General features: G+C 70.4%; 27 protein-coding genes and 1 pseudogene. 10 read left to right on the forward strand and 18 right to left on the reverse strand.

What is annotated here, in order from left to right; translation table 11 throughout:
* Nucleotides 1-101: 101 nt before the first annotated feature.
* Nucleotides 102-980 (forward strand): alpha/beta fold hydrolase, encoded by an 879-nt coding sequence (locus ACFYZQ_RS09560; protein ID WP_389143818.1) that lies wholly within the window; start codon nucleotides 102-104, stop codon nucleotides 978-980.
* Nucleotides 981-1292: 312 nt separating this feature from the next.
* Here the strand turns inward: ACFYZQ_RS09560 and ACFYZQ_RS09565 are convergent, their stop codons facing one another.
* Nucleotides 1293-2279: an alpha/beta fold hydrolase gene (locus ACFYZQ_RS09565; protein WP_389143821.1), complete on the reverse strand. Its 987-nt coding sequence runs from the start codon at nucleotides 2277-2279 to the stop codon at nucleotides 1293-1295.
* Nucleotides 2280-2418: 139 nt separating this feature from the next.
* Between ACFYZQ_RS09565 and ACFYZQ_RS09570 the strand changes: the two genes are divergently transcribed.
* Nucleotides 2419-3048 carry a helix-turn-helix domain-containing protein gene (locus ACFYZQ_RS09570; protein WP_389143824.1) on the forward strand — a complete coding sequence of 210 codons (630 nt, stop codon included), beginning with the start codon at nucleotides 2419-2421 and terminating at the stop codon, nucleotides 3046-3048.
* Nucleotides 3049-3242: 194 nt separating this feature from the next.
* Here ACFYZQ_RS09570 and ACFYZQ_RS09575 read toward each other — a convergent pair whose 3' ends face one another.
* The gene (locus ACFYZQ_RS09575; RefSeq protein WP_389143827.1) at nucleotides 3243-4130 is read right to left on the reverse strand and encodes an alpha/beta fold hydrolase; all 888 of its coding nucleotides are present in this window, start codon (nucleotides 4128-4130) and stop codon (nucleotides 3243-3245) included.
* A 68-nt stretch (nucleotides 4131-4198) separates the two neighbouring features.
* Between ACFYZQ_RS09575 and ACFYZQ_RS09580 the strand changes: the two genes are divergently transcribed.
* From ACFYZQ_RS09580 to ACFYZQ_RS09595, 4 genes are all read left to right on the forward strand, one after another.
* Entirely contained in the window at nucleotides 4199-4690 is a 492-nt protein-coding gene (locus ACFYZQ_RS09580; RefSeq protein ID WP_389143830.1) for a MarR family transcriptional regulator, read from the forward strand.
* A gap of 111 nt (nucleotides 4691-4801) precedes the next feature.
* On the forward strand, nucleotides 4802-5998 hold the full coding sequence (locus tag ACFYZQ_RS09585; protein WP_389143833.1) for a pyridoxal phosphate-dependent aminotransferase: 1197 nt from the start codon (nucleotides 4802-4804) through the stop codon (nucleotides 5996-5998).
* A gap of 54 nt (nucleotides 5999-6052) precedes the next feature.
* Complete coding sequence (locus ACFYZQ_RS09590) at nucleotides 6053-6496, forward strand: hypothetical protein (RefSeq protein ID WP_389143836.1); 444 nt, start codon at nucleotides 6053-6055, stop codon at nucleotides 6494-6496.
* 58 nt (nucleotides 6497-6554) lie between these two features.
* Nucleotides 6555-6677, forward strand: coding sequence for a hypothetical protein (locus ACFYZQ_RS09595; RefSeq protein WP_389143839.1), 123 nt, complete (start codon nucleotides 6555-6557; stop codon nucleotides 6675-6677).
* Nucleotides 6678-6757: 80 nt separating this feature from the next.
* On the opposite strand, the gene ACFYZQ_RS09600 is transcribed toward ACFYZQ_RS09595, so the two are convergent.
* From ACFYZQ_RS09600 to ACFYZQ_RS09620, 5 genes are all read right to left on the reverse strand, one after another.
* On the reverse strand, nucleotides 6758-7096 hold the full coding sequence (locus ACFYZQ_RS09600; RefSeq protein ID WP_389143842.1) for a type II toxin-antitoxin system PemK/MazF family toxin: 339 nt from the start codon (nucleotides 7094-7096) through the stop codon (nucleotides 6758-6760).
* Nucleotides 7090-7389 carry a hypothetical protein gene (locus ACFYZQ_RS09605; RefSeq protein ID WP_389143845.1) on the reverse strand — a complete coding sequence of 100 codons (300 nt, stop codon included), beginning with the start codon at nucleotides 7387-7389 and terminating at the stop codon, nucleotides 7090-7092. The genes ACFYZQ_RS09600 and ACFYZQ_RS09605 overlap by 7 nt, the downstream gene beginning before the upstream one ends.
* Nucleotides 7390-7479: 90 nt before the next feature.
* Nucleotides 7480-8352: a hypothetical protein gene (locus ACFYZQ_RS09610; RefSeq protein ID WP_389143848.1), complete on the reverse strand. Its 873-nt coding sequence runs from the start codon at nucleotides 8350-8352 to the stop codon at nucleotides 7480-7482.
* Nucleotides 8353-8634: 282 nt separating this feature from the next.
* The gene (locus tag ACFYZQ_RS09615) at nucleotides 8635-8772 is read right to left on the reverse strand and encodes a DUF397 domain-containing protein (RefSeq protein WP_389143851.1); all 138 of its coding nucleotides are present in this window, start codon (nucleotides 8770-8772) and stop codon (nucleotides 8635-8637) included.
* A complete protein-coding gene (locus tag ACFYZQ_RS09620; protein WP_389144715.1) occupies nucleotides 8729-9643 on the reverse strand; it encodes a Scr1 family TA system antitoxin-like transcriptional regulator in 915 nt (304 codons plus the stop codon). Before ACFYZQ_RS09620 ends, ACFYZQ_RS09615 begins: the two co-directional genes overlap by 44 nt.
* Before the next feature lie 176 nt (nucleotides 9644-9819).
* Between ACFYZQ_RS09620 and ACFYZQ_RS09625 the strand changes: the two are divergent.
* Nucleotides 9820-10283 (forward strand): annotated as a pseudogene (locus ACFYZQ_RS09625) (ATP-binding protein).
* 100 nt (nucleotides 10284-10383) lie between these two features.
* Here ACFYZQ_RS09625 and ACFYZQ_RS09630 read toward each other — a convergent pair.
* Nucleotides 10384-10923: a YbjN domain-containing protein gene (locus tag ACFYZQ_RS09630; RefSeq protein WP_389143854.1), complete on the reverse strand. Its 540-nt coding sequence runs from the start codon at nucleotides 10921-10923 to the stop codon at nucleotides 10384-10386.
* Nucleotides 10924-11196: 273 nt separating this feature from the next.
* Nucleotides 11197-13794 (reverse strand): ATP-dependent chaperone ClpB, encoded by a 2598-nt coding sequence (gene clpB / locus ACFYZQ_RS09635; RefSeq protein ID WP_389144718.1) that lies wholly within the window; start codon nucleotides 13792-13794, stop codon nucleotides 11197-11199.
* 150 nt (nucleotides 13795-13944) lie between these two features.
* Between clpB and ACFYZQ_RS09640 the strand changes: the two genes are divergently transcribed.
* A complete protein-coding gene (locus ACFYZQ_RS09640) occupies nucleotides 13945-14358 on the forward strand; it encodes a pyridoxamine 5'-phosphate oxidase family protein (RefSeq protein WP_389143857.1) in 414 nt (137 codons plus the stop codon).
* A 149-nt stretch (nucleotides 14359-14507) separates the two neighbouring features.
* On the opposite strand, the gene ACFYZQ_RS09645 is transcribed toward ACFYZQ_RS09640, so the two are convergent.
* Together ACFYZQ_RS09645 and ACFYZQ_RS09650 are read right to left on the reverse strand one after the other, a co-directional pair.
* Nucleotides 14508-14804 carry a (2Fe-2S)-binding protein gene (locus ACFYZQ_RS09645; protein WP_389144721.1) on the reverse strand — a complete coding sequence of 99 codons (297 nt, stop codon included), beginning with the start codon at nucleotides 14802-14804 and terminating at the stop codon, nucleotides 14508-14510.
* 40 nt (nucleotides 14805-14844) lie between these two features.
* The gene (locus ACFYZQ_RS09650; RefSeq protein WP_389143859.1) at nucleotides 14845-15096 is read right to left on the reverse strand and encodes a hypothetical protein; all 252 of its coding nucleotides are present in this window, start codon (nucleotides 15094-15096) and stop codon (nucleotides 14845-14847) included.
* A gap of 170 nt (nucleotides 15097-15266) precedes the next feature.
* Between ACFYZQ_RS09650 and ACFYZQ_RS09655 the strand changes: the two genes are divergently transcribed.
* Nucleotides 15267-16238: a helix-turn-helix transcriptional regulator gene (locus ACFYZQ_RS09655; protein ID WP_389143861.1), complete on the forward strand. Its 972-nt coding sequence runs from the start codon at nucleotides 15267-15269 to the stop codon at nucleotides 16236-16238.
* A 5-nt stretch (nucleotides 16239-16243) separates the two neighbouring features.
* A complete protein-coding gene (locus ACFYZQ_RS09660) occupies nucleotides 16244-17236 on the forward strand; it encodes a LuxR C-terminal-related transcriptional regulator (protein WP_389144724.1) in 993 nt (330 codons plus the stop codon).
* Here the strand turns inward: ACFYZQ_RS09660 and ACFYZQ_RS09665 are convergent.
* The 7 genes from ACFYZQ_RS09665 to ACFYZQ_RS09695 form a co-directional block, all read right to left on the reverse strand.
* A complete protein-coding gene (locus ACFYZQ_RS09665; protein WP_389143863.1) occupies nucleotides 17199-18245 on the reverse strand; it encodes a LuxR C-terminal-related transcriptional regulator in 1047 nt (348 codons plus the stop codon). The two genes, ACFYZQ_RS09660 and ACFYZQ_RS09665, sit on opposite strands and share 38 nt — an antisense overlap.
* A 320-nt stretch (nucleotides 18246-18565) precedes the next feature.
* Nucleotides 18566-19672, reverse strand: coding sequence for a substrate-binding domain-containing protein (locus ACFYZQ_RS09670; protein WP_389143866.1), 1107 nt, complete (start codon nucleotides 19670-19672; stop codon nucleotides 18566-18568).
* A gap of 415 nt (nucleotides 19673-20087) precedes the next feature.
* Entirely contained in the window at nucleotides 20088-20540 is a 453-nt protein-coding gene (locus tag ACFYZQ_RS09675; RefSeq protein WP_389143869.1) for a heat shock protein transcriptional repressor HspR, read from the reverse strand.
* Between the two features lie 5 nt (nucleotides 20541-20545).
* Nucleotides 20546-21724: a molecular chaperone DnaJ gene (gene dnaJ, locus ACFYZQ_RS09680; RefSeq protein WP_389143872.1), complete on the reverse strand. Its 1179-nt coding sequence runs from the start codon at nucleotides 21722-21724 to the stop codon at nucleotides 20546-20548.
* Between the two features lie 36 nt (nucleotides 21725-21760).
* On the reverse strand, nucleotides 21761-22420 hold the full coding sequence (grpE, locus tag ACFYZQ_RS09685) for a nucleotide exchange factor GrpE (RefSeq protein ID WP_389143875.1): 660 nt from the start codon (nucleotides 22418-22420) through the stop codon (nucleotides 21761-21763).
* Nucleotides 22417-24255 carry a molecular chaperone DnaK gene (gene dnaK / locus ACFYZQ_RS09690; protein WP_389143878.1) on the reverse strand — a complete coding sequence of 613 codons (1839 nt, stop codon included), beginning with the start codon at nucleotides 24253-24255 and terminating at the stop codon, nucleotides 22417-22419. The genes grpE and dnaK overlap by 4 nt, the downstream gene beginning before the upstream one ends.
* A 94-nt stretch (nucleotides 24256-24349) precedes the next feature.
* Nucleotides 24350-25573: an MraY family glycosyltransferase gene (locus ACFYZQ_RS09695; protein ID WP_389143880.1), complete on the reverse strand. Its 1224-nt coding sequence runs from the start codon at nucleotides 25571-25573 to the stop codon at nucleotides 24350-24352.
* Nucleotides 25574-25731: the final 158 nt, after the last annotated feature.

Here is a 25731-nt window from a genome sequence, read left to right on the forward strand (position 1 = left end):
AGCGTACTGATCGGCTGCTGATCGTCGTCGCCCACGCTGATCCCGTCAGTCCCTCGGACCAAGGCTTTCGTCGGTCCACCGACCCCAGGAAGGGGCCTTTGATGACGCTCGCCATTCCCGGTTTCGACCCCGTCCGTCTGCCCGGCGCCGACGGAGTGGAGCTGGCCGCCGCCGTCGGCGGCAGCGGCAGCCCGGTCGTGCTGCTGCACGGCTTTCCGCAGACCCACCTGATGTGGCGGCACGTCGCCGAGCGGCTCGCCGGCGAGCACACGGTGATCTGTCCCGACCTGCGCGGCTACGGCGCCAGCGACAAGCCGGTGGCCACCGGCCCCGAGGTGTACTCCAAGCGCACCATGGCCGCCGATGTCGTCGCCCTGGCGGCGGCGCTGGGCCATGAGCGCTTCGCCCTGGTCGGCCATGACCGGGGCGCCCTGGTCGCCTTCCGGGCGGGACTGGACCATCCCGATACCCTCACACACCTGGGCATCCTCGACGTCGTGCCGACCCTGGACATGTGGAACGTCCTGCACGGTGTCCCGGCGGCGGTCGGCTACCACCTGTTCCTCATGGCGCAGCCGCCGGGGCTGCCGGAGACGATGATCGCCAACAGCGCCGACGCCTACTTCGGCTCCTTCCTCGACGCCTGGGCCAGGGACCCGGCCGCCATCCCGGAACCGGTCCGGGCCGCGTACCTGCGGGCGAGCGCCGCGGCCGTGCCGTCGATCGTCGCGGACTACCGGGCCTCGGCGGGCATCGACATGACACACGACCAGGCGGACCAGGACGCCGGTTCCCAGCTGGCCATGCCCGTGACGGTCGTCCAGCAGGACTGGGGCGCTCGACTGGGTTACGACGCCGCCGCGATCTGGCACGCGTGGGCGCCGGACCTGGACCACCGGCTGACCGGCGCGGGCCACTTCATGGCCGAGGAGGCGCCCGACGAGATCACGGAGGCGATCCGCGACCTGCTGCTCCGCTGAGTCCCCGCCCGTGCCACAGGAGGCGGCGGGCGAGCCCCGCGATCCGGCGACTGCTGACCAGCTCGCCTCCCTGCGGCCGCTGCCGCGGCCCGGGGAACACCAAGCGACGCTCAGCAGCGGGCGCGCCGGCGCCCCACGGGGGTACGGCCGTGTCCCTTCCGCTCCGCGGGGCGGGGGGTAGGCCGGGGCAGCGAGGGGGCGGCACCCGTTCCGGCCGGACCGATCGGCACGGTGGCGGCACGGACCGGGTGCGCGTGGGCGGGGAGGGCGGCCGATGAGCGCCGGGAGCCGGGCGTCCCCGCCCCGCCTGGTTCATCCCTGGAGGGTGGCGAGCCAGTCGGTCAGCAGGCGGTTGACCTCGTCGGGGCGCTCCTGCTGGATCCAGTGGCCGCAGCCGTCCAGGAGGTGGGAGGCCGACAGGCCGGGGAGAGTGGTGGGGTAGGCGTCGATGGCGTCGGACAGCCAGGTGGTGGAGGCGTCCAGGGCGCCGCCGACGAACAGGGACGGCTGCTTGATCGGGGCTCCGCGGTGCGGGGCGAGTTCTTCCCAGTCGCGGTCCATGTTGCGGTAGCGGTTGAGGGCGCCGGTCAAGCCGGTGCGCTCGAACTCCCCGGCGTAGACGTCGAGGTCCTCCTCGCTCAACCAGGCCGGGAGCGGGCCGGCGGGGAAGCGGTCGCGCAGCCGGCCGCCGCGGGCGACGAAGTGCGGGTCGGGCTCGCCCCGGGCAGGCATGGTGTCGGCGGACAGGGCCGCGTAGAAGCCCGCGAGCCAGCCCCGGACGTCGGGCTCGATCTCCGCCTCGGCGCGGCCGGGCTTCTGGAAGTAGGAGACGTAGAACTCCTGCTCGGGGCCGCCGATCCGGCCGAAGAGGTCGGTCGGGCGCGGGCCGCCGGGCGGCGCGTAGGGGACGCTCAGCAGGCCGACGGCACGGAAGATCTCGGGGCGGAGCAGGGCCGAGGCGGAGGCGATGTTGGCGCCCCAGTCGTGGCCGACCACCACCGCGCTCTCCTCGCCGAGGGCACGCACGGCGGCGACGTTGTCCTCCACCAGGTCGAGCATCCGGTAGGCGTCGGTCGCCTCCGGCTTGGAGGAGCGGCCGTAGCCGCGCACGTCGATCGCCACCGCCCGGTAGCCGGCCGTGGCGAGGGCCGGGAGCTGGCGGCGCCAGGAGTACCAGGACTCGGGGAAGCCGTGCACGAGCAGGACCAGCGGGCCGGTGCCCTGCTCGACCAGGTGCAGGCGCCCGGCCGGGGCCTCGACGGTGCGGTGGCGGAGCTGGGCGGTCGGCTCGGGCTGCATGGGCTTCTCCTCGGTTCACGGCGACGCGGCTGCCCATCGATCATGCGGCGCAGCACCCGCCTGACGCGATCAGCCTTGCCCTTCTGGCAAACTCGCAGGACAGAGCGGTGGAGCGGCAGGGCGAGAAGGAGCGGGAAAGGTGGCAGTCGACGACGTGGACGGCACGCTGGCCGCGATGGGGCCCCGGTTGCGGGCCGCGCGCGAGCACCACGGCGCGACGCTCACCGGTGTCAGCTGCGCGACCGGCATCTCGGCCAGCACGCTGTCCCGCATCGAGACCGGCCGGCGCAAGCCCACCCTGGAGGTGCTGCTGCGCCTGTCGAAGGAGTACGGCGTCTCCCTGGACGAACTGGCCGGCACCGCGCCCGCCCCCGCGGCCGAGCCGCGCGCTACGGCGCCGCTGAGCTTCGGGGATGACAAGGCAGTGCTTCCGTTGACCCGATACGTCGGCGGCCTGCACGCCCACAAGCACGTCCTGCCCGCTGTGGGGGGTCCGCCCACACGGCCGCGGCAGGTCTCCCACGAGGGCTACGAGTGGTTGTGCGTCCTGTACGGACGGCTGTGGCTCGCGCTCGGCGACCAAGATCTCGTCCTGACCCCCGGGGACGTCGCCGAGTTCGACACCCGTACCCCGCACGGGGTGGCGAACTCCGGCCCCAGCGGTCCGGTCGAGTACCTGGTCATGTTCGGACCGCAGGGCGAGCGCCAACGACCGCGCACCCCTCCAGCCGCTGTTCGCAGAGCCATCGGGCCTCGGCACAGCCACTGAAGGCCGCTGGAAACGAAAGCCCCGCCCCTGACAACTCAGGGACGGGGCTTTCTCATCGGAGCGCCGGGCAGGCCTTGCACCTGCATTTCCCCGCAGGAAGCGGGGCGTCTTTCCTTGGACCACCAACGCACTGAGCGCTACCGGCGTTTCAGCGCCGCGCTCAAGATCAACCATACCCCATCCGGACGGACGTGTCACACGACGAGCACGGCCTTCAGCAGCTGCGCAGTCGCCCGGGGGAACGCCGTGTTCCCGTTGTGCCCGCCGGGGAACACGACCGGCTCGGCGCCCAGCAGTTCGGCCAGCGCGAGCGCGCAGCGGTAGGTGTGCACCGTCGGCCGGGTGGTCCGGCCCGTGGCGGGGATGATACGAGTCCCGGCGCGCGCGGCGGCCCGTACCGGCTCGGCGGGGTCGAACCGGTCGGTCAAGACGGCCGTGAACTCGGTGCCGATGAAGTGGCCGAAGTTGGCCTGACGCCGGGGCGCCATCGGCTGCGGTGTGAGGCCGTCCTCGGTCTCCTCGTGGACCGGATCGATGCCCAGATGCCGAGCGATGGCCGGGAACGCCGCCGCCAACCCCCGGGATGTGTACGCCTCCTGAATGGCCGCCAGCTCGGCCACGTGCTGGGCGCGATCGGCCTCGGGCAGCAGGTTCGGCGTAACGGGTTCGTGCGCGACCAGCGTGCCCAGCACGCCCGGGTGCCGGGCCACGACCTGGAGTCCGATCGCGCCGCCCATGCTGAACCCGACCATCAGCGCCGGCCCGTCGGCGACTTCGGCGAGCAGCCGCGCGACGTCGTCGGCGTGCTCGGCCATGGTGACGGGCCGGTCCGGGTCCTTGAGCGTGCTGCGCGACAGCCCCCGGCGGTCGTAGGTGACGACGGTGAAGTCGTCGGCCAGGTGCGGGACGAGGTCGACGGTCCGGTCGGCGTCCCCTTCACCGCTCTGGGAGAGCAGCAGAACGGGCCCGCTGCCCTGGGCCTGGTAGTGCAGAGCGGCGCCGGGCACGGACAGGGCACGGGCGGCGGTCGCGGCCATGGTGGATCCCCCCTGGATGTCGTCGTCGGCAATTCGGACCGACATCAGGACAGTAATCCATCGAATCAGATACATCAAGAACGATGCATCGGTTTCGATATACCATCCGGGACATGAACGGAGTCGAACTCTTCCTCCTGGGCCGCACCCTCATGAAGATCGGCGAACAGGCCATGCCCCAGCCCAAGACGGAGGCGCGGGGCTCGGTCCGCTCGGTACTCGTCGCCCTCGGCGACATCGTCACCCACCCCGGCACCACCGTCGGAGAGATCGCGGCGCGCACGGGCCTGCCGCAGAGCCAGGTCTCCACCGCGGTCGCCCGGCTGGAAGAGGCCGGCTCGATCAACACCCGCCCCGACCCGGCCGACCGCCGCCGCCGGCTCATCCACCCCGCCGGGAAACCCTCCGCCCGAGTCGCCGAGGTCCGCGCCACCACCATCGACGCCGCCCTCACCGCCGCCCTCACCACCCCCGAAGGCACCGCCCCGACCCCGGACACCCTCCGCGAGATCACCACAGCCCTGGAGGTCCTGGCACGCCACCTCACTCCAGAAGCAGCCACCCGCGCCCGCGACCTCGACAACGCCCAGTGGAACGGATCCTGAAACTCGCTTCCTCGGAACAGTGGGCGGGACCGTCAAGGGCGGGTGCCCTGGGCATCACCGCAGGCGGTCATCGGCAACGTGAGTTGAGGAACTCCGGAGCTTCGGCGCAGGATGTCCGGCATGACCTCCAGCACGCGCCCGCTGCTCAACCGCCGGCTCGCCGAGTTCGGGACGACGATCTTCGCCGAGATGTCGGCCCTGGCCGTGCGGACCGGCTCGATCAATCTGGGCCAGGGCTTCCCGGACACGGACGGCCCCGAGGAGGTCAGGGAGGCCGCGGTGCGCGCACTGCGGGACGGGCGGGGCAACCAGTACCCGCCGGGCCCGGGCGTCCCCGAGCTGCGCACCGCGATCGCCGCGCACCAGGAGCGCCGCTACGGCCTGACCTTCGACTCCGACGCCGAGGTCCTGGTCACGGCCGGTGCCACCGAGGCCATCGCCGCGTCACTGCTGGCGCTGCTCGAGCCGGGCGACGAGGTGGTCGCCTTCGAGCCGTACTACGACTCGTACGCGGCGAGCATCGCGATGGCGGGCGGCAGGCGGGTACCGGTGACCCTGCGGCCGCACTCCGAGGGGGACACGGCGAGCTTCCGGCTCGACCTCGACGAGCTGCGCGCGGCCGTCACCGACCGCACCCGGCTGCTGCTGATCAACACCCCGCACAACCCGACGGGGACGGTGCTCACCCGCGAGGAGCTCACCGCGATCGCCGAGCTGGCCGTGGAGCGCGATCTGCTGGTGGTCACGGACGAGGTGTACGAACACCTGGTGTTCGACGACGCCGAGCACCTGCCGCTGGCCGCGTTCCCGGGGATGCGCGAGCGCACGGTGACGATCGGCTCGGCCGGCAAGACCTTCTCCTTCACCGGGTGGAAGGTCGGCTGGGTGACGGCGGCGCCCGCACTGGTGGCGGCGGTGCGCTCGGCCAAGCAGTTCCTGACGTACGTGGCGTCGGGCCCGTTCCAGTACGCGGTGGCGGAGGCGCTGGCCCTTCCCGACTCGTACTTCGCCGACTTCCGCGCGGACATGCTGGCCAAGCGGGACCTGCTTTCGGCGGGGCTGGCGGATGCGGGCTTCCGGGTCTTCCGGCCTGCCGGCACGTACTTCGTCACCACCGACATCCGCCCCCTCGGCGAGAAGGACGGCCTCGCCTTCTGCCGGGCCCTGCCCGAGCGCGCGGGCGTCGTCGCCATCCCGAACGCCGTGTTCTACGACCACCAGGAGGCGGGTGCGCCCTTCGTACGGTTCGCTTTCTGCAAGCAGACACAGGTTCTTGACGAGGCCGTCAAGCGGCTGCGGGCCATGTGACACGCATGAGGGTCGGCCGAGATCGCTGTCCGAGCAGACCAGCGGAGGGCCAGAGTGACGAAGGAGCAGGAGACGCCCGCGTGGCGAGATGTCCTGGAGCACTGCGGTCTTCAAGTACTCGAGAAGGCGCCCCAGAGCGGTCCTACCGTGCTGTCCGCCATCTATGCCGTCAACGGTATCGAGGTCAAGCCGGCCGCCACTGTCCCCATCTCGTCCCCGGATGCCGTCGGCGATTTGGACGCGCAATGGCACCTCCATGCCTCGACCGTCTCGCTCTACGACGAGAACGGCGAGTTCCTCATCCTGCCGCCCGTGTCGAGAGGCGAGGAGATCGGCTGGGTGAAGGTCAAGGACACCGTCGGCAGGAACCTGCCCTCACGCGTCGCGAAGGTGACGGGTTCCCCCGAGTTCCTCGCCGTTTCGACCGACGGACGGCACCTGTGCGCTGCCTCGGTGGAGGAGTACGACTACTGGGTAGTGCTGCACGCGTTCTCGTGAGCAGCCAAGCAGAAGCATCGACCGGTTGACCGCCTGTTCAATCGCTCGGACTTCCGCCTTGGCGACGCTGTTGTCCGCGGCTGCGACCTCCGAGCACCAGGGCCTGACCGGCATCGACCTCATCGCCATCGCCCTGGTGGTGACCGCGAGTGCCGGAGCCGTGCGCGCCTCCGGCCGGTGACCGACGAATCGCGTCGGCGCTCATGGACGGCTCCTTCCCCCTGTGGTCGAGACACGGCTGCAAGAGAGAGCCGGCAGCGACTACGCCAACCCGAGGATCACGCGAACGCACTCCTCCACACGCCGCATCTCACTCGCATCCAGCAGGCCGAGACGCCGTCGGAGCCTTGGTTTGTCCACGGTGTGCAGGTCGGTGCAGTTCACGTATGACTCGTCGTACTTGGTCACCCCGCAGTCGGAGCCGACCGGGACATGCGTGGATGCAGGCCCGGACGTCCCGGTGATCACGGCAACGGTCACCGCCGACAGCGGCTCGGCAATGCGGTTCACCGTGAGAACAACCACCGGATGCGGGCCGAGAGGGCTTGGCAGGGCACAGCCCCAGACCTCGCCTCGCAACGCCGAGCCGACGTTCACCATTCGGTCTCGTCCGCTGCCGCCAGCTCATCGGCGGTCGCGGGCAGCACGCCTTCGGGAGTCGGCGCCTGGGCGCCCTGATAGAAGTCGCGGATCTCCTGGGAGGCGGCAACCTCGGTTGCTTCGCGGGACAGCAGCCGGAGCCCTTCGCGCAAGGCATCGGAGAGCGAGTGCAGCTTGAGGGTCTGCATCACCCGTTGCAGATCCGCCAGCTCGTCCGGGCGCAGCCGCACCTGGGCCACGCTTGTCGCAGCGCTGCCGCCCTGCTTCTGACGCGTTGGTGAAGTCCGGGTCATCCCTACCTCCCTCCTTCCACTGTATGACAAATGTCGTACATCCAGTGTCATTCCTGTGTCCCTTCTGGTCAAGCGTCTTGAGTCGTCGTCTCAGGCAGCGGTGGAGAGGCGCTCCTCGGACGGTCGGCAGTCACGGCAGCGGCCGGGTTCCGCCGCGCGGAAGCCTCGGTCACAGCCGTCGCAATTCCACATGGGCAGGACTGCCGGGCGCCTTGCGGGTTCGGTGTTTCTGGCCGGTGCAGGCAAAGGGGTTTCCTTGAGCCGGTGGGCGAGGATGCCGACCGGGCGGGTCAGGAGGCGGTCCGGGAGTCCGGCGGTGAGGTGGTCGGTGATCTGTGTGGGCAACAGGCCTGCCGCGAGCCAGCGGGTGACGGCCGGGGCGAGGCGGGCGGCTTCCTGCTCGGTCAGGAGAAGGCGAGGGTCGCTCCTGCGCAGGGTGGTGAGTACGGCGACGGCTCGGGGGTCGGCGTCGGCGAGCGTAGCCGGTGTCCCCGCCTCCGTCTCTGCCTCTGCTGGTACGGGTGTCTGCACCGTTTCCGGCACGGCCGCGGCGTGCTGTTCCCGAGGGCGGCGCGGTTCGGGCGGCTGCGGAGGGCCGTCGGGGTCCGGGGTGCCGACGGGGATGTCGTAGAAGTACGTCCGGGTGCGGATCTGCCCGGAGGGCGTCCGTTCGCGGCGGCGCTCCAGGTATCCGGCCGTTTCGAGCTCCTTGAGCGCCCGGGAGATGAGGATCTCGCCCTCGTCGAAGTGGTCGCACAGGGCGGTGATGGTCACGGGAGTGCCGTCGGGCAGGGAGGCGATGTACGCCGCGACGCCGATCGTGACCGCGCTGCCGCGCCGCTGGACGAGGGCGTTGGAGAGCACCGTGAAGTCGGCCGTCAGCCGGGTGCGTACGTGGATCACACCGGAGGTGGGAGTTCCGGCGTCGGCGCGCGAGGGCACGTTAGACTGCGGGTCAGCCATCGGGAAGTGTGCTCTTCTCGATCGGTCAGGCCCTCGATCGGGATGCCACTCCCGGCCGGGGGCCGTCGTCTGTGTGAGGTTGTCGCGGCGAACGTAACCGTCCGCATCCCGCGCCTGCAAGCCGGTCACCCGGACGGGTGACGCGGGCCCTCCGGCCGGGGAGGGTGGGCGGGTGGGTAGTTCTTTCCCCCGGTTCTTTCAGGAGGTCAGCGACCCGCCGGGCCCTCGCGGACAAGGACCCGGTGAGCCCGGAAGATGGACGGCGGCCGGGAGCCGGCCGCCTCAGGGACGGTGCCGCCCGGCCTTCAACTCGCCTATGAAGGCGGCCCAGGAGGCGGCTTCGAAGCACAGTGCCGGACCCTGCGGGACCTTGCTGTCACGGACGGGGACGACGGCCCGGAACCCGTCGGCCACCTCCACGCAGTCGCCCCCCTCCTGATTGCTGTAGCTGCTCTTGCGCCAGGCGACGCCGTTCAGATCGGGACGGGACCTTCGCTCCACGGTGGTTGTCCTCCATCACGGATCGGATCATGTCGAGCGACATGAGCGGGGGCAGAGCTGCCGCCCGCAGCCGATCGTAGGTCAGCGCGAAACTCGCGACCTCGTCCGGATCCTCGATGAGTTGGCCGTAGTGCGCGCCTTCCGTGTAGGCGATCTCCGAGCCGTCCGGCATGGTGAGCAGCGTGAGCGAGCCGCCCATGACGTCGTGCTCGCCCTGGTCGAACGGCAGTACCTGCAGAGTGATGTGAGGTTCCGCCGTGGTCCTGAGCAGCCGCGCCAATTGCTCACGCATCACTGCCTGGCCGCCGACGGGACGCCTGAGCACCGCCTCGTCGAGGACGACCCACAACTCGGGTCGGTCGGGGCTCCCGAGGCGCTCCTGTCGTCCCATGCGCAGGGCGACCCGCTCCTCCAACTGCTCTTTGCTGCCGAGCGTTCGGCCGACACTCAGCACCGCCCGCGCATACTCCTCCGTCTGCAACAGACCCGGCACCACATGGGCCGCGTACTGCCTGATGGCCACCGCCCGCTCCGAGCACTCCATGAACCTCCGTGACCAGTCCGGAAACGCCTCCCGGTACACGTACGGCCACAACTCCACCAGCAGGTCGTCCGCCCCCAGCACCGCGTCCAGCACACGCGCAAGCGCCAGCGTCGGTTTGGCGCCGGACGCCCGCTCGATCTGCGTGATCCGGGTACTCACCACATGGACCGCGTCACCGAGCTCGGCCTGGGTCAGTCCGGCCGCCGTGCGGAGCCTGCGCACCCGTGCGCCGAACAGGGCCGCCATCGACGCACTGGGGTCAATTCCGTTGGCCAAAGCGTCACTTCCGTTCCTTACGGCCTGAAAAGTAAGGCTGTGTCACCTGTCGAGCGTAGGACGAACAGACGAACCTTGAGCACGGAACGTAATGACTCGTGTACCGCACGAGATGACCCGGCTCGACAGACAAGGACGGACAAACCGTGCCCACAGGAACGACCACCCCGGGATACGGGCGACCGGAGCTCCCTTGTTCCAGCGAACAGTTCCCCTCCTCACCGCGAGGTGCGCAGCTCGCCCGCCGGCTGGCCGTCCGGCGCATGGAGGAGTGGGGTCACCCGCCGGCGTCCGACGTGTCGTGCGCGGTCGCGCTCGTCGTCGGCGAGCTCGCCGCGAACGCCGTGCGGCACGGCCGGGTCCCCGGACGTGATTTCAGCCTCCGGCTCGCCCTCGACCCGACGGCGGGGCTGGTGCGTGTCGAGGTCACGGACGCCGCCTCCGAGAAGCGGCTGCCCACGGCCCCGCCCTCGCCGCACCCGACGGCGAGTCCGGCCGTGGGCTGCTCCTGGTGGACGTCCTGGCCGCGCGCTGGGGGTCGGTGCCTCGTCGGCCCGTCGGCAAGACGGTGTGGGCGGAGGTGGCCCTTGAGGCGTCAACTTCTGTGTGACGCCGGTGATACGGCAAGAGCCCGACCCTGGACACTCGGCCGTGACGGCCGGTGCCCTGGCCGGGCTCTGTCACGCGAGGGGGCGAGAGGGGCGCGAGGACTACTCCTCGTCGTCGCCCTCGTCCTCGGACGCGTCCGCCTCGTTGACCTCCTGCTCGAGGCCGAGCTGCTCGACCAGCCACTTGTCGAACTCGATCGCGGCGCGCACCCAGCTGACCGTGGAGGAGACGAAGTGGTTGAGGTCGACGCCGGTGCCGATCAGCATCTGCGCCTCGCCGATGAGGCGGACGGTGCCGTCGTCGTGGGTGTGGCTGTACACCTTGGGCCACAGGGTGCGCCGGTTCCAGTCGTCGATGGACTCCAGCAGCTGCGGCTTCTCGTCGATCTTGTGGGGACGGTCGTAGAAGGTCCGCACCGAGAAGACGGCCTGGTCGGCCTCTCCGCGGAACATGAAGTACGTACGGAACTGCTCCCACGGCGCCGCGAGGTCACCCTCGTCGTCGACGACGTACTTGAGCTCCATCTGGTCGAGGAGCTGCTTCACGAGGTCCTGATCCGGGACGACGGGGCCCGCCGGTCCTTGCGGCTGCGGCTCGGGCTGGCCCCCGAAGTTCGGAATCGAGGACGGGTCGATGGTCACCGTGATTTTCCCTTCGTACGGATTCCGCCATCCTCCCTCATCCGGGGAGGGGGGTGGCAAGCCCCGACGGGGCCTGTCAGCCGTCGGCTGATTCGATTCGGTCACCCTTGTCTGACGGCCTCATGACGAACCTACGGCAGGCTCGCGGCGGGCGCATGAGAAGAGAAGTGCGGTGGCTGGTGGGGGCCGTGTGGCTGGGGTGCCTGGTGGTGCGCCTGGTGGTGCCGGCAGCCCGGCCGGTGAGGTACGCCGGCCGGGCGGGTGGCCGCGCCGTCAGAGCGTCTTGCCGGTCGCCGGGCCCACGATCAGCCCGTCGCCGAAGGCGTCCACGCGGACCGTGTCGCCGTCCTTGATCTCGCCGGAGAGGATCTCCTTGGCGAGGCGGTCGCCGATGGAGGTCTGGACGAGGCGGCGCAGCGGACGGGCGCCGTACGCCGGGTCGTTGCCCTCGTCGGCGAGCCAGGCCAGGGCCTCGTCGGTGACCTCCAGGGTGAGGCGCCGCTCGGCGAGCCGCCTCGCGAGCCGGTCGATCTGCAGCCGGGCGATGCGGGCCAGTTCCTCCTTGCTGAGCGCGGAGAACACCACCAGGTCGTCCAGCCGGTTGAGGAACTCCGGCTTGAAGGAGGTCCGTACCGTCTCCAGCACCTGCTCCTTCTTCTCCGTCTCGCTGAGCACCGGGTCGACCAGGTACTGGCTGCCCAGGTTGGAGGTGAGGACGAGGATGGTGTTGCGGAAGTCGACCGTGCGGCCCTGGCCGTCCGTCAGGCGGCCGTCGTCCAGCACCTGCAGGAGGATGTCGAAGACCTCGGGGTGGGCCTTCTCGACCTCGTCGAGCAGGATCACGCTGTACGGACGGCGGCGCACGGCCTCCGTGAGCTGGCCGCCCTCCTCGTAGCCGACGTACCCGGGAGGCGCGCCGACGAGCCGGGCCACGCTGTGCTTCTCGCTGTACTCGGACATGTCGATGCGGACCATGGCCCGCTCGTCGTCGAAGAGGAACTCCGCGAGCGCCTTGGCCAGTTCGGTCTTGCCGACACCGGTCGGGCCGAGGAAGAGGAAGGAACCGGTGGGCCGGTCGGGATCGGCGATCCCGGCGCGGCTGCGGCGCACCGCGTCGGAGACGGCCCGTACGGCCTCGGACTGCCCGATGAGCCGCTTGCCGATCTCGTCCTCCATGCGCAGCAGCTTCTGCGTCTCGCCCTCCAGGAGCCGCCCGGCGGGGATGCCGGTCCAGGAGGCCACGACGTCGGCGATGTCGTCGGAGCCGACCTCGTCCTTGACCATCGTGTCCTGGGCGGCCTCCTCCTCGGCCTCGGAGGCGGCCTCCAGCTCCTTCTCCAGGGAAGGGATCTCTCCGTAGAGCAGCTTGGAGGCGGTGTCGAAGTCGCCGTCGCGCTGGGCGCGTTCGGCCTGCCCGCGCAGGTCGTCGAGGCGTTCCTTCAGCTCGCCGACCCGGTTGAGGGACGTCTTCTCCTTCTCCCAGCGGGCGGTCAGACCGCGCAGCTCCTCCTCCTTGTCGGCGAGGTCACGGCGCAGCTTCTCCAGGCGCTCGCGGGAGGCCGGGTCGGTCTCCTTCTCCAGCGCCAGCTCCTCCATCTTCAGCCGGTCGACGGCGCGCTGGAGTTCGTCGATCTCGACCGGGGACGAGTCGATCTCCATCCGCAGGCGCGAGGCGGCCTCGTCGACGAGGTCGATGGCCTTGTCGGGCAGGAAGCGGGAGGTGATGTAGCGGTCGGAGAGTGTGGCCGCGGCGACCAGGGCGCTGTCCGCGATCTGCACCTTGTGGTGGGCCTCGTAGCGGCCCTTGAGGCCGCGCAGGATCGCGATGGTGTCCTCGACGGTCGGCTCGGAGACCAGCACCTGCTGGAAGCGCCGCTCCAGCGCCGGGTCCTTCTCGATCCGCTCCCGGTACTCGTCGAGCGTGGTGGCGCCGACCATGCGCAGCTCACCGCGGGCGAGCATCGGCTTGAGCATGTTGCCCGCGTCCATGGCGGAGTCGCCGCCGGCGCCCGCGCCCACGACGGTGTGCAGCTCGTCGATGAAGGTGATGATCTGCCCGTCGGAGTCCTTGATCTCCGCGAGGACGGTCTTCAGCCGCTCCTCGAACTCGCCGCGGTACTTGGCGCCCGCGACCATCGCGCCCAGGTCGAGCGCGACGAGCCGCTTGTCCTTGAGGGACTCGGGCACGTCGCCCTTCACGATCCGCTGGGCCAGTCCCTCGACGACGGCGGTCTTGCCGACGCCGGGCTCGCCGATGAGCACCGGGTTGTTCTTGGTGCGGCGGGACAGCACCTGCACGACCCGCCGGATCTCCTGGTCCCGCCCGATGACCGGGTCGAGCTTGCCGTCGCGCGCGGCGGCGGTGAAGTCGGTACCGAACTTCTCCAGGGCCTTGTACTGGCCCTCCGGGTCCGCGGTGGTCACGCGGCGCCCTCCCCTCGCCTTCTGAAAGGCCTCCAGCAGCTTCTTGGCGGTGGCACCCTGCCCCGACAGCACCTCGCCGGCCGCGCCGCCCTTCGCGGCGATGCCGATGAGCAGGTGCTCGGTGGAGAGGTACTCGTCGCCGAGGTCCTTGGCGCGCTCGGTCGCGTCGGCGATCACGGCGAGCAGTTCACGGTTGGGCTGCGGGGGCGCGACGGTGGACCCGGTCACGCTGGGCAGCCCGGCGAGCACCCGCTCCACACCGGAGCGCACGGCCGCCTGGTCGGCGTCGACGGCGGCGAGCAGGTCGGTGATGTTCTCGTTCTCCTGCCCCTGGAGCAGCGCCAGCAGCAGGTGGGCGGGCGTGAGGTCCGGGTGCCCCTCGGTCACGGCCCGGTTGCCGGCCGCGTTGATCGCTTCCCGGCTCCTGTTGGTCAGCTCGGCGTCCACGTGTCCGTTCTCCTCCTCGGCGTCGGCTCGTCGGCCGTACATCCCACTGCTGACTTAACCAACGTACACAAAGTTGAGTCTATTCCACTCAAGGCGGCTCCGGGCGGCTCCGGTGGAGGCGCGAGGGTGGTTCTGGTTGGCTTCCGTTCCATGAGTACGTACTCCGTGGATCCGGGTGCCCCGGACGAGCCCTATCTGAGCTTCTGGCGGGAGCGGCACCTGTGCACGCTGACGACCCTCCGCCCCGACGGGAGCCCGCACGTCGTTCCCGTCGGAGTGACCTACGACGCCGGGGCGCGGCTGGCCCGGGTGATCACGAACAAGGCGAGCGCCAAGGCGGCCCATGTGCTGGCCGCGGGGCCGGAGGGCGCCCGGGTCGCCGTGTGCCAGGTGGACGGGCGCCGGTGGGCGACGCTGGAGGGGCGGGCGCACGTCCGCGGTGAGCGGGAGCGGGTGGCGGAGGCGGAGCGGCGCTACGCGGAGCGCTACGAGCGGGTCCCGTCGCCCAATCCGTCACGCGTGGTGATCGAGATAGAGGTGGAGCGGGCCCTGGGGCGGGGTTGAGCGTGTTTCGGCCACCCTGAAGGGCCGAGCAAACACGCGCATACGGGGAAATGTCCGCCGAAACGACAGCGGCGTCACCGTGTTCAGGTCACGGTGACGCCGCTGCGGGGGGAAGTACCTGAGCGATCTTTTACGACGGGGGAATCGCGTCAGGCACTGCGGGGGGTGGCCGAGATGGTCCTCACGTCCGAGACTCCCGGGTCTGCCAACCGGTGGTCTCGCTGGTCCAGGTTCACAAAGATCATTCCGTAGCGAATGGCGCATCGCACGGGCTGTGGCGCCCCGCGGGGCTTCCGCAGGCACCGGTACGCCCGCACGTCCTCGTCCTCGTCCCGCGTGACGACGACCGGCTCTCCGAAGACGGTCACCATCAGCGAGTCGCCGCTGTGGGGGATGGCGGTGACCAGGTCGATGAAGTGCCAGCCGGAGCGATAGGCGGTGGCCATCTCGCGGCGGAAGGAGCGGTCGTCGGGCGGAGTCGTCACGTCAGCTCCCGGCTCCGCCTGCCGCCGAACCGGTGTTCACGGCCACCAGGGGCCACTCGGTGACCGCCCGGACCTGGGACTTCCCGGCCGACGGCCACTCAGTGACGGCCTGGAGCTGGGACTTCCCGGCCGACGGCCACTCAGTCACCGCCTGGATACCGCTCTTAGCGCCGGAGACGCCGCTCAACACCCCCAGGGCCGCGACGGCGGACAAGCCGGCGACGAACACCGAGCGAAGCAGTCTGTTACGCATAGTCGGCTTCATCCTCACTTGAAGGTCCCCTTTTCCCCCGTCACGTACGACGATGGCTCATTCGGGCACGTGGTGGCCACAGAATCAGTGCATCATGTTCCTGCATGTTCAGGATATTGGGGGGTGGAGATTTAGTGGCGAATCGGCCAAAAGCGGCACATCCCCATGCGATGACGCAGCTCTGTGAAGAAGGCAGCCGCCTCTACACCAGCGCTCTCAGTACGGGACGCATCGCCCGCTCGGACACGGACACCGCCCCGTGCCTGATCGAATTCGCCCTGCTCCACCCCGATCCCGACGACCCCGACTGGCTGCGCCCGGTACCCCCGGCGGTCGCCCTCGCCCAGCGGCTCAACCCCATCGAACGGGAGATAGCCGAGCACAGGCGCCTGTCCGTCGAACTCGCCGAGGTCTTCGAGCCGTTCATGGCGCTCAGCACGGTGGCGACGACAAGCAGCGACTCCATCACGGTGCTGGAAGGCAGCGAGCGGATCAACGGGGCGCTCAACCTCGCCACCTCCCAGTGCCAGACCGAACTCGTCACGGTACAGCCGTCCGACCGCATCTCGGAGACCAGTCTGCTGCAGGGACTGGAGCGGGACCGGCCCCTTATCGAACGTGGTGTGAAGATCCGCAGCCTGTACCAGCACACGGCGCGGTACAACCCGGAGAAACTGGCCTATGCCGCCCAGCTCTCGGACGGCAAGATCGAGTACCGCACCATCGACGAACTGGTCGAGCGCCTGATCATCGTCGACGGCACGGTCGCCTTCATCCCGGTCCGCGAGGACCACAAGATCGCCCTGGAACTGCGTCAACCCGGCCTGGTCCGCTATCTCATGAAGGTCTTCGAGTACCTGTGGGACCGAGCCGTCCCGATGAGCGCCGGCGGGCCGTACGAAGTCGACGCCGAGGGCATCACCGAGATCCAGCACTCCATCGCCAAGCTCCTGGTGGAGGGCCATGTCGACGAGGCCATCGCCCGCCGCCTCGGCATGAACGTACGGACCTGCCGTGCCCACATCGCCAAGCTGGCCCAGGCCCTGGGCAGCGGCAGCCGTGCCCAACTCGGCTACCTCATCGCCCAGTCGGGCATCCTGAACAAGAACGGCCCGCTGCCGGAGCCGGACGGCCGCCGGTGAGCGGCATACCGTCGCCGCACCCGGAGCACGGCCCCGAGGAGCTCTGCCGCGCGGCATCGGAACTGTACGCACAGGCCCTGCGGGACGGCGGGATCGACGGCACCGAGGCCGAACGGGCGCCCTGCCTGCTGGACCTGGGTCTGCTGCAGCCGGCCGTCGCGGACCCGGGGCGGCTGGAGCCGGTCGCCCCGACCGTCGCCCTCAACCGCCTCCTGCGCACCTCCCGCTCCCGCATCGCCGACGAACAGCGCCGCGAGGAACGCCTGGTGGAGCTCTTCGATCCCCTGATGCGCATCGACGCACCGCACTCCGCCACCACCGCCACCCCCACCCTGCGCCTCCTCAGCGGCAGCGACCGCATCAACCGCGCCCTCGACGAGGCCATGGCCGAGGGCCGCGAGGAAGTCCTCTGCATCCAGCCGTACACCGGCCTCGGCGGCCCACGCGGCGACATCGCGCAGACCGAGGCCTACGGCCGCGACCAGGCGCTGCTGGACCGCGGCGGCCGTATCCGCACCCTCTACCAGGACACGCTGCGCCACCGGCCCACCATCTACGCCTACAACGAGCAGCTGAAGGGCGACACGGCGGCCCGCACCCTCGACGAACTGCCCGACCGCCTCGTCGTCGTCGACCGTACGGTGGCCTTCGTCCCCGCGAGCGAGGACGGCACCGGCGCCCTCGCCCTCGAGGTCCGCCACCCCGCACTGGTCAGGTACTTCGTCACCACCTTCGACCGGCTCTGGCACCTGGCCACCCCCATGTACCCGGAAGCCGTCCGCCGCCCCTCCCTCGACGGCGTCACCCCGCGCCAGCGCGCGATCGCCGCCCTCCTCGTCGAGGGCCACACCGACGCCGTCATCGCCGACCGCCTCGGCATGAACGTCCGCACCGCCCGCGTCCACATCGCCAAACTCGCCGCCACCCTGGGCAGCGAGAGCCGGGCCCAGCTCGGCTATCTCATCGCACGGTCGGGGATCCTCGACCGGGAAGCCTGACCACGGCCGGCTGCGCCGTGCGCGGCGGCCCGTCCAGCCCCACCTGGGCGATCCGCACCCCCAGCTGAGTACGGCTGGCCGCCCCCAGCGTCTCCGACAGCCGGGCGATGTGGGCCCGGCAGGTGCGGACGCTGATACCGAGCCGCTCGGCGATCACCGCGTCCTGATGACCCTCCGCCAGCAGGGCCGCGATGGACTGCTCGCGGTGGGAGATGCCCTCGATGCCGGTGTCGGGCAGCGGCGCGGTCAGCGGGATGGCCAGCCGCCACAGCCTTTCGAAAACCGTCACCAGGTATTCGACCAGCGCGGGATGACGCAGTTCCAGCGCCATCGTGCGGTCGGCGTTGGCGGGGATGAAGGCCACCGTGCGGTCGAAGAGGATCAGCCGGTCGATGACCTCGTCCAGGGTGCGGGCCTCCACCGTGTCACCCATCAGCTCCAGGTAGTTCAGCAGCCCCTGCCCGTGCCGGGCCACGTGCGTGTACAGGTCGCGCATGCGCACGCCCCGGCCGCGCAGCGCCAGCGCCCGGTGCAGTCCCTCGGTGAGCTCGTCCTCCCGCCGGATGCCGCCGGGCTGCACGGTCAGCACCTCGGTGGTGCAGGCCTCGGTCGCCTCGTCCATCGCGGCCTGGATCCGGGACAACCCGTCCAGGACGCGGATGGCGGTGCCCTCCGCCGAGACGGACGCGGCAGGCTGCGACTGCCGTCCCAGACCGGCGTACCGCTCGAACGCGGACACCGCCGAGCCCACCCGTCGCTGGCTCTCCCTAACTTCGTCGTACACCCCGCGCAGCAGCCGGGTCATGACCTCCTGCGGGGAGGTCGGCACCAGCCAGTCCATGTCGTCGGGGTCCGGGTGCAGCAGTGCCAGCTCCAGCAGGCAGGGCACCGGTTCGGCGTCCGTGCGTGCCACGCGGCCCCGCCGTACGGCCCGGGAATACACGCGATCCCCGGCCTCGCACAGTCGGTCGGCACCGTGGGGATGCTCCTCCGTCCCGTGCCCGGCCATCGCCCATTCCACCCCCGGTTTGCGGCCTCTTCCGCAGCGCAACTATGCGCGGCCCCGACCGGGTCCGCAACACGGCTCTCCGCGCCACGACCGACGTAAACCACTGGTATGGCCGGTTATCGCCCCGCCCCCGCCCGCCGCACTGCAACAAGCTGATGGTGGTGCGCCTCAAGCCACGGGTGCATCGTGGTACCGCCTGCTCCGGGCGCCAGGACGCCCGGTGGGGCCCGGTCGGGCTTCCCCGTCCGACCTGGGCCGCCGCATCGCGCCCACGGGGGTGGCGCGATGCGGCAGCCGGCCGGCGCCGTGCCCGGGGGCGGCTACTTCAGGCCGATGGCCGCGCAGTCCGCCTTGAGCTTGGGCGTGCAGATGTCGTCCACCTTGTAGATGCCGTCCGCGAGGACGGTGCTCTTGATGGTCTTCTGCGTCAGGGCGTTCACCGTGACCAGCTGGGCGGGGATGTCCTTGTTGGTGGGGCTGTCGACCTTGTCCTGGGTGAGGGAGTCGAACTGGATGTCCCGGCCCTGCAGCTTGGCGACGGCCATCTCCGCGGCGGCCTGGGCCAGGTCCGGGTAGGGCTTGTAGACGCTCATGTACTGCTCGCCGGAGACGACCCGCTGGACCGCCGACAGCTCCGCGTCCTGGCCGGTGATGGGCGGAAGATGGGTGACGCCCGCGTTGTGGAACGCGTCGACGATGGCACCGGCCATGGCGTCGTTGGCGGAGTAGACGGCGGCGATGTTGTCCTTGCCGATCGTGTTGATCGCCTTGGTCATCTCCTTCTCGGCGTTCTTCGGGTCCCAGAGGGGGGTGTCGTAGCTGTCGGCGATGGTCACCTTGCCGTTGAGCTCGGAGAGCGCGCCCTCCTTGAACTGCGCCGTGTTCGGGTCGGTGGACGAGCCGTTGATCATCACGACCTTGTCGGAGGTGTCGGCCTGCGGGCCCAGCGCCTCGAGCAGGGTGCGGGCCTGGACCTCACCGACGAGCTCGTTGTCGAAGGAGGCGTACGCGTCGATCGGGCCCTCGGCCAGCCGGTCGTAGGCGATGACCGGGATGCCCGCCTCATGGGCCTTCTTCACCATGGGGGCGATGCCGTGCGAGTCGACGGCGTCGAGGACGATCAGGTCGACCTTGTCGTCGATCATCTGCTGCATCTGGCGGATCTGCGTCTTCAGGCTCGACCCCGCGTTGGCGTACACGGTCTTGCCCTGCTTCTTGGTGAGCTCGGAGATCCGGTCCCGCATGATCGGGTAGTCGAACTCCGCGTACCGCGTGTTCGTCTTCTCCGGCATCAGGACGCCCACGGTGACGTCGTTGCCCTTGGTCGGGCTTGCGTCGCTCGAGTCCCCCGTCGCGTTCAGCATGCCGCAGCCGGCGAGCGAGAGGGTCATCGTGGTGGCGGCCACGGACAGGGCGATACGACGCATTCGAGGGCTCACTTCAGGGGTTTCGGGACGCGGCGGCTCCTATGCCACCCAGATGTCTGAAAAGCCAACGCGTCGCCCACCACCGGCGTCAAGCGGAATCACTTAACGAGTGCGCAACACCACGCTCCGCAGCACCTGTGAAGGCGGAGCGGAATCGCCTCCAAACGCCCTTTACGGACCCTTCACCCAGCGGGAGTTCACGTGTGGGTAAAGATCGGTGCAACCAACTCCATACCTCGCGAGTCGCGATCGTCGGCAGCGCGAACGCCCACTCGGGTCGCCGCCCCGATCCGAGCACAGGAGCGAACGATTCACGACGCGCACGTCCCCACCGGAACGTCCCCCCGGCACCGAAGGGCACGGCGAAGGGGCCCGGAGGTTCACCCTCCGGACCCCTTCGGCGTGCGCGTGCGCGTCAGTCCGACGGCCCCTGCCGCTTCGGACGCCAGACCACCAGCGCGCTGGTCTGCTGGACCTCCTGGTACGGGACGAGGTCCCGCCGGTAGGAGGCGTGCACGGCGGCCTCGCGCTGACGCATCGCCGCCGCCGCGCCGTCCAGCGCCGCCTGCATCTCCGCGACACGGGACTGGAGGGCGGCGACCTGGTTCTCCAGTTCGATGATGCGCTTGATGCCGGCCAGGTTGATGCCCTCGTCCTGCGACAACTGCTGCACCTGGCGAAGCAGTTCGATGTCGCGGGCCGAGTAGCGGCGGCCCCGGCCGGGAGTGCGGTCGGGCGAGACCAGGCCCAGGCGGTCGTACTGGCGCAGCGTCTGCGGGTGCAGGCCGGAAAGCTGGGCCGCCACCGAGATGACGTAGACCGGGGTCTCCTCGGTCAGTTCATACGGGTTGCGTCGACGGCCGTCCATCCCACTCAAGCTCCCTTCGCAGCCTCGAACAGCTCAGCCCGCGGATCCTCCCCCGCGGTCGCCTCGCGATACGCCTCGAGCGCGTCACGAGCCTTCCCCGACAGGTCCTTCGGAACACTCACCTCGACGGTGACCAACAGGTCGCCGCGGGTGCCGTCCTGGCGGACCGCGCCCTTGCCCCGCGCCCGCATGGTGCGCCCGTTGGGCGTGCCCGGCGGCAGCTTCAGCGTGACGGCGGGGCCGCCGAGGGTCGGGACCCTGACCTCGCCGCCGAGGGCCGCCTCGGCGAACGTGACGGGGACGGTGACCGTGAGGTTGTCGCCCCTGCGGCCGAACACCGGATGCTCACCCACGTGCACGACCACGTACAGGTCACCCGCCGGCCCGCCCCGCTCGCCGGGCGCGCCCTTGCCGCGCAGCCGGATGCGCTGCCCGTCGGTCACGCCGGCCGGGATACGGACCTGCATGGTGCGGGACGACTTGGCCCGGCCGCTGCCCTTGCAGTCCATGCAGGGGTGTTCCGCGATCAGACCGCGGCCCTTGCAGTCGGGGCAGGGGTCGGTGAGGGAGAAGCCTCCCCCGGAGCCCCGGGCGACCTGGCCGGTGCCGACGCAGGTCGGGCACACACGCGGGGTGCCGTTCTTGTCGCCGGTGCCCGAACAGGCCTTGCACGGTGCCTGCGAGGACATCCTGAGCGGGACCGTGGCCCCCTCGATGGCCTCCGTGAAGCTCAGCGTGACCTCGGACTCGATGTCCTGGCCGCGCCGGGGCTGGGTGCGTGTGGTACCCGCACCGCCCCGGTTGAACAGGCCCCCGAAGACGTCACCGATTCCGCCGCCGAAGCCGCCGCCCTGGGCACCGCCTCCGGCTCCGCCGCCGAAGAGGTCGCCCAGGTCGAAGTTGAACGATCCGCCACCCGCTCCCGGCCCGGGGCGGAAGCCCCCGTTGCCGAAGAGCGCGCGCGCCTCGTCGTACTCCTTGCGCTTCTTGGGGTCACCGAGGACGTCGTTCGCCTCGGAGATCTCCTTGAAGCGCTCCTCGGCCTTGGCGTTGCCCTTGTTGGCGTCCGGGTGGTTCTCGCGGGCGAGCTTCCGGTACGCCTTCTTGATCTCGGCCTCGGTGGCGTCCTTGGGGACGCCGAGGACCTTGTAGTAGTCCTTCTCGATGAAGTCCTTGGTGCTCATCCCCGACGCCCCTCCTTCCCGTCAGTGTCTACGACGTCAGCCCTCCTCAGGGCCGTTGTCCTTGTCGTCGTCCGCCGCCTGGGCCTCGTCGGCCCCCTCGGCCTTGACCGTCTGCGCGCCGGGCTGCGGCTCGGCCACGGCCACCCGCGCGGGGCGGATGGTGCGCTCGCCGATGCGATACCCGGGCTGCAGGATCGCCACGCACGTCGTCTCGGTGACGTCCGGCGCGTAACTGTGCATCAGGGCCTCGTGGATCGTCGGGTCGAAGGGCTCGCCCTCCTTGCCGAACTGTTGCAGGCCCATCTTGGCCGCGACGGTCTCCAGCGACTCGGCCACCGACTTGAAGCCGCCGACGAGTTCGCCGTGTTCCCTCGCTCGCCCGATGTCGTCCAGCACGGGCAGGAGCTCGGTCAGGAGGTTCGCGATGGCGATCTCCTTGACCTGGATCCGGTCGCGCTCGACGCGGCGGCGGTAGTTCTGGTACTCGGCCTGGAGGCGCTGGAGGTCCGCGGTGCGCTCGCCGAGCGCGGTGCGCACCTGGTCCAGCTGGGCCACCAGACCCGCTGTCTGGCTCGCGTCCCCGGCCGGGGCCGCCTCCTCCTTCGGGGAGGAGGCGGCCTTCGGCTCGGCGTCTTCAGGGGTGGCGCCGGAGGGGACGTCGGGCTTCTCGTCGAAGCCCGGGGTCTCCTCCGTCACGCGGCACCGTCCTTGCGCTCGTCGTCCACGATCTCGGCGTCGACGACATCGTCGTCGGCCTTGGCCTCACCGGCACCGGCGGACTCGCCACCGGCGGCCTGCGCGGCGTCGGCGTACATGGCCTGGCCCAGCTTCTGGGAGACGGCCGCGACCTTCTCCGTGGCGCCCCGGATCTCGGCGGTGTCCTCGCCCTTGAGGGCTTCCTTCAGTTCGCCGATCGCGCCCTCGACCTCGGTCTTGATCTCGCCCGGGACCTTGTCCTCGTTGTCCTTGAGGAACTTCTCGGTCTGGTAGACGAGCTGCTCGCCCTGGTTGCGGCTCTCGGCGGCCTCGCGGCGCTTGTGGTCCTCCTCCGCGTACCGCTCGGCCTCCTCGCGCATGCGGTCGACCTCTTCCTTCGGGAGCGAGGAGCCGCCGGTGACGGTCATCTTCTGCTCCTTGCCGGTGCCGAGGTCCTTCGCCGTGACGTGCATGATGCCGTTGGCGTCGATGTCGAAGGAGACCTCGATCTGCGGGACGCCGCGCGGCGCCGGCGGCAGACCGGTCAGCTCGAACATGCCGAGCTTCTTGTTGTACGCCGCGATCTCGCGCTCGCCCTGGTAGACCTGGATCTGCACGGACGGCTGGTTGTCCTCGGCCGTGGTGAAGATCTCGGAGCGCTTGGTCGGGATCGTGGTGTTGCGCTCGATCAGCTTGGTCATGATGCCGCCCTTGGTCTCGATACCGAGGGACAGCGGGGTGACGTCGAGCAGCAGGACGTCCTTGACCTCGCCCTTGAGGACACCGGCCTGGAGCGAGGCGCCGATGGCGACGACCTCGTCCGGGTTCACGCCCTTGTTGGCCTCCTTGCCGCCGGTCAGCTCCTTGACGAGCTCGGCGACGGCGGGCATACGGGTGGAGCCACCGACGAGGACGACGTGGTCGATCTCGTTGATGGAGATGCCGGCGTCCTTGATGACGTTGTGGAACGGCGTCTTGCAGCGCTCCAGCAGGTCGGCCGTCAGCTGCTGGAACTGAGCCCGGGTGAGCTTCTCGTCCAGGTGCAGCGGGCCCTCGGCGGACGCGGTGATGTAGGGAAGGTTGATCGAGGTCTCGGTGGACGAGGACAGCTCGATCTTCGCCTTCTCGGCGGCCTCGCGCAGACGCTGCAGGGCCATCTTGTCCTTGGCCAGGTCCACGCCGTGACCGGACTTGAACTGCTGCACCAGGTAGTCGACGACGCGCTGGTCCCAGTCGTCACCACCGAGGTGGTTGTCACCGTTGGTGGCCTTCACCTCGACGACGCCGTCGCCGATCTCCAGCAGGGACACGTCGAAGGTGCCGCCGCCGAGGTCGAAGACGAGGATCGTCTGGTCGTCCTTGTCCAGGCCGTAGGCGAGCGCGGCCGCGGTCGGCTCGTTGACGATGCGAAGGACGTTCAGACCGGCGATCTCGCCGGCCTCCTTGGTCGCCTGGCGCTCGGAGTCGTTGAAGTACGCCGGGACGGTGATGACCGCGTCGGTCACCTTCTCGCCCAGGTAGGACTCGGCGTCGCGCTTCAGCTTCTGCAGGATGAAGGCGGAGATCTGCTGCGGGTTGAAGGGCTTCCCGTCGAGCTCCATCTTCCAGTCGGTGCCCATGTGGCGCTTCACCGAGCGGATGGTCCGGTCCACGTTCGTGACCGCCTGGCGCTTGGCGACCTCGCCCACCAGCACCTCGCCGTTCTTGGCGAAGGCGACGACGGACGGCGTGGTCCTGGCACCCTCGGCGTTGGTGATGACGGTGGGCTCGCCGCCCTCCAGAACGCTGACGACGGAGTTAGTCGTGCCCAGGTCGATGCCGACCGCACGTGCCATGGTTGATTCCTCCAGCTGACTTGAGTGGAACAGGCTCAAGTGTGCATGAGGCGGACCGCTGGGTCAACAGACATGAGTCGACTGGGCTCAAGTCTTATCCGTTCCTTACACGCAACCGCCCTGTGACCTGCGTGGATGCATCACCGGAGTCCTGTGTGGAGCCCTGCGCGGGCGGCCTGAAGGAGGCCCGAACGGGTGACGTGAAGGAGGTCTGGGCCGGTGTCCGGGTGAAGGTCTGAACGGGTGTGCGGGTGGAGGTCTGCGCGGGCGTCCTGGTGGAGGTCTGGACCGGTGTCCCGGTGAGGGTCCGGGTCGCCGTCCGGGGTCCGGTCTGTGCGGGTGCCCGGCGACGGGCCCCGTACACGGGGACGCGCAGCAGTCCGAGCACGACCGCCGACGCCCCGCCGACCACCCACAGCACGGCCGGCTCCCCCGCCCACCCGCTGTGCACGAGCACCCCGGCCAGTACCGCCGCGAAGGCCCCGGCCCCCAGCAGCGCGGTGACCGTGGGCGGCGTGGGCCCGAGCCGCCGCAGCCGGTGGGCGAGGTGGTCGGGCCCGCCGCGCAGCAGCGGGCGCCCGGCCATCAGCCGCGAGACGACCACGAGGACCACGTCCGCGGTGGCGACCGCGGTGAGCGGGAAGAGGACCCGGGCGCTGGACGCGAGCGGGTACCCCGCCCGGGCGAACACGGCGGCGGCGGCGAGCAGGAAGCCGGTGAACAGCGACCCGCAGGCCCCCAGACCGATCCGGGCCGGCGGCCAGTTGTGCATGAGGAACCCGGTCAGGGCGGCGGCGAGCACGCTCAGCAGCACCGCGAGCCCGTCCATCACCTCGGCCGCCGCGCAGGCGCCGGCGCCGAAGGCGGTGACCACCCCGACCGTGCCCGCGAGCCCGTCGGCGTGGTCGAGGGCCCGGAAGGCCAGCGCCGCGAAGACGATCCAGGCGACCGCGAGCAGCCCGGCGGGCAGCCCCGTCTCCTCGTACGGCACCACGAAGGCCGCCGCCACCGCCGTACCGCCGACCAGCACCCGCGCCCGCAGCCGCCACACGTCGGCGGCCAGCCCGAGCGCGGCGACGCCCACCCCCGCGACCAGCAGCCGCGCCACCCCGTCCCCCAGGGGTGCCACCCGCGTCCACTGCCCGGTCCCGGCGACGAGACAGGTGACGGCCACGACGGCCAGCCCCCCGAACAGCGGCACCGGCCGCTGTCGCCGCCGGTCGACGATCCCGGCCCGCAGAACGGGCCCCCTGAGCAGCGCCGCGAGCACGGCGGTCAGGAGGAAGGCGGTGGTGGCGGCGATGATCCCGTAGAGCACGGCTCTAAATTAGGCCCGAAAGTAACAATTCTGGATGAATAACACGATCAGATTGCCGGACGGGCTCCCCCTCGGCCCCTCTGCGGCCTCCGCTCAGGCACACCTCAGCGACCCATATCACCCCGCACCCGGCTGCATCCCGACGGAAGATGGGGGTA

It is taken from the genome of Streptomyces sp. NPDC001843 (assembly GCF_042891955.1).
In the GTDB taxonomy this organism is placed as follows: Bacteria; Actinomycetota; Actinomycetes; order Streptomycetales; family Streptomycetaceae; genus Streptomyces.

Coding starts and splice junctions, on each gene's coding strand:
- ACFYZQ_RS09675 (WP_389143869.1), bottom strand. CDS start 20,540: ATGGACGGCCGTCGACGCAACCCGTATGAACTGACCGAGGAGACCCCG.
- dnaK (WP_389143878.1), bottom strand. CDS start 24,255: ATGGCACGTGCGGTCGGCATCGACCTGGGCACGACTAACTCCGTCGTC.
- ACFYZQ_RS09565 (WP_389143821.1), bottom strand. CDS start 2,279: ATGCAGCCCGAGCCGACCGCCCAGCTCCGCCACCGCACCGTCGAGGCC.
- ACFYZQ_RS09580 (WP_389143830.1), top strand. CDS start 4,199: ATGAACGGAGTCGAACTCTTCCTCCTGGGCCGCACCCTCATGAAGATC.
- ACFYZQ_RS09620 (WP_389144715.1), bottom strand. CDS start 9,643: ATGGCGGCCCTGTTCGGCGCACGGGTGCGCAGGCTCCGCACGGCGGCC.
- ACFYZQ_RS09640 (WP_389143857.1), top strand. CDS start 13,945: ATGAGTACGTACTCCGTGGATCCGGGTGCCCCGGACGAGCCCTATCTG.
- dnaJ (WP_389143872.1), bottom strand. CDS start 21,724: ATGAGCACCAAGGACTTCATCGAGAAGGACTACTACAAGGTCCTCGGC.
- ACFYZQ_RS09575 (WP_389143827.1), bottom strand. CDS start 4,130: ATGTCGGTCCGAATTGCCGACGACGACATCCAGGGGGGATCCACCATG.
- ACFYZQ_RS09585 (WP_389143833.1), top strand. CDS start 4,802: ATGTCCGGCATGACCTCCAGCACGCGCCCGCTGCTCAACCGCCGGCTC.
- ACFYZQ_RS09560 (WP_389143818.1), top strand. CDS start 102: ATGACGCTCGCCATTCCCGGTTTCGACCCCGTCCGTCTGCCCGGCGCC.
- ACFYZQ_RS09645 (WP_389144721.1), bottom strand. CDS start 14,804: ATGGCCACCGCCTATCGCTCCGGCTGGCACTTCATCGACCTGGTCACC.
- ACFYZQ_RS09610 (WP_389143848.1), bottom strand. CDS start 8,352: ATGGCTGACCCGCAGTCTAACGTGCCCTCGCGCGCCGACGCCGGAACT.
- ACFYZQ_RS09655 (WP_389143861.1), top strand. CDS start 15,267: ATGACGCAGCTCTGTGAAGAAGGCAGCCGCCTCTACACCAGCGCTCTC.
- ACFYZQ_RS09670 (WP_389143866.1), bottom strand. CDS start 19,672: ATGCGTCGTATCGCCCTGTCCGTGGCCGCCACCACGATGACCCTCTCG.
- ACFYZQ_RS09650 (WP_389143859.1), bottom strand. CDS start 15,096: ATGCGTAACAGACTGCTTCGCTCGGTGTTCGTCGCCGGCTTGTCCGCC.
- ACFYZQ_RS09600 (WP_389143842.1), bottom strand. CDS start 7,096: ATGGTGAACGTCGGCTCGGCGTTGCGAGGCGAGGTCTGGGGCTGTGCC.
- ACFYZQ_RS09665 (WP_389143863.1), bottom strand. CDS start 18,245: ATGGCCGGGCACGGGACGGAGGAGCATCCCCACGGTGCCGACCGACTG.
- ACFYZQ_RS09605 (WP_389143845.1), bottom strand. CDS start 7,389: ATGACCCGGACTTCACCAACGCGTCAGAAGCAGGGCGGCAGCGCTGCG.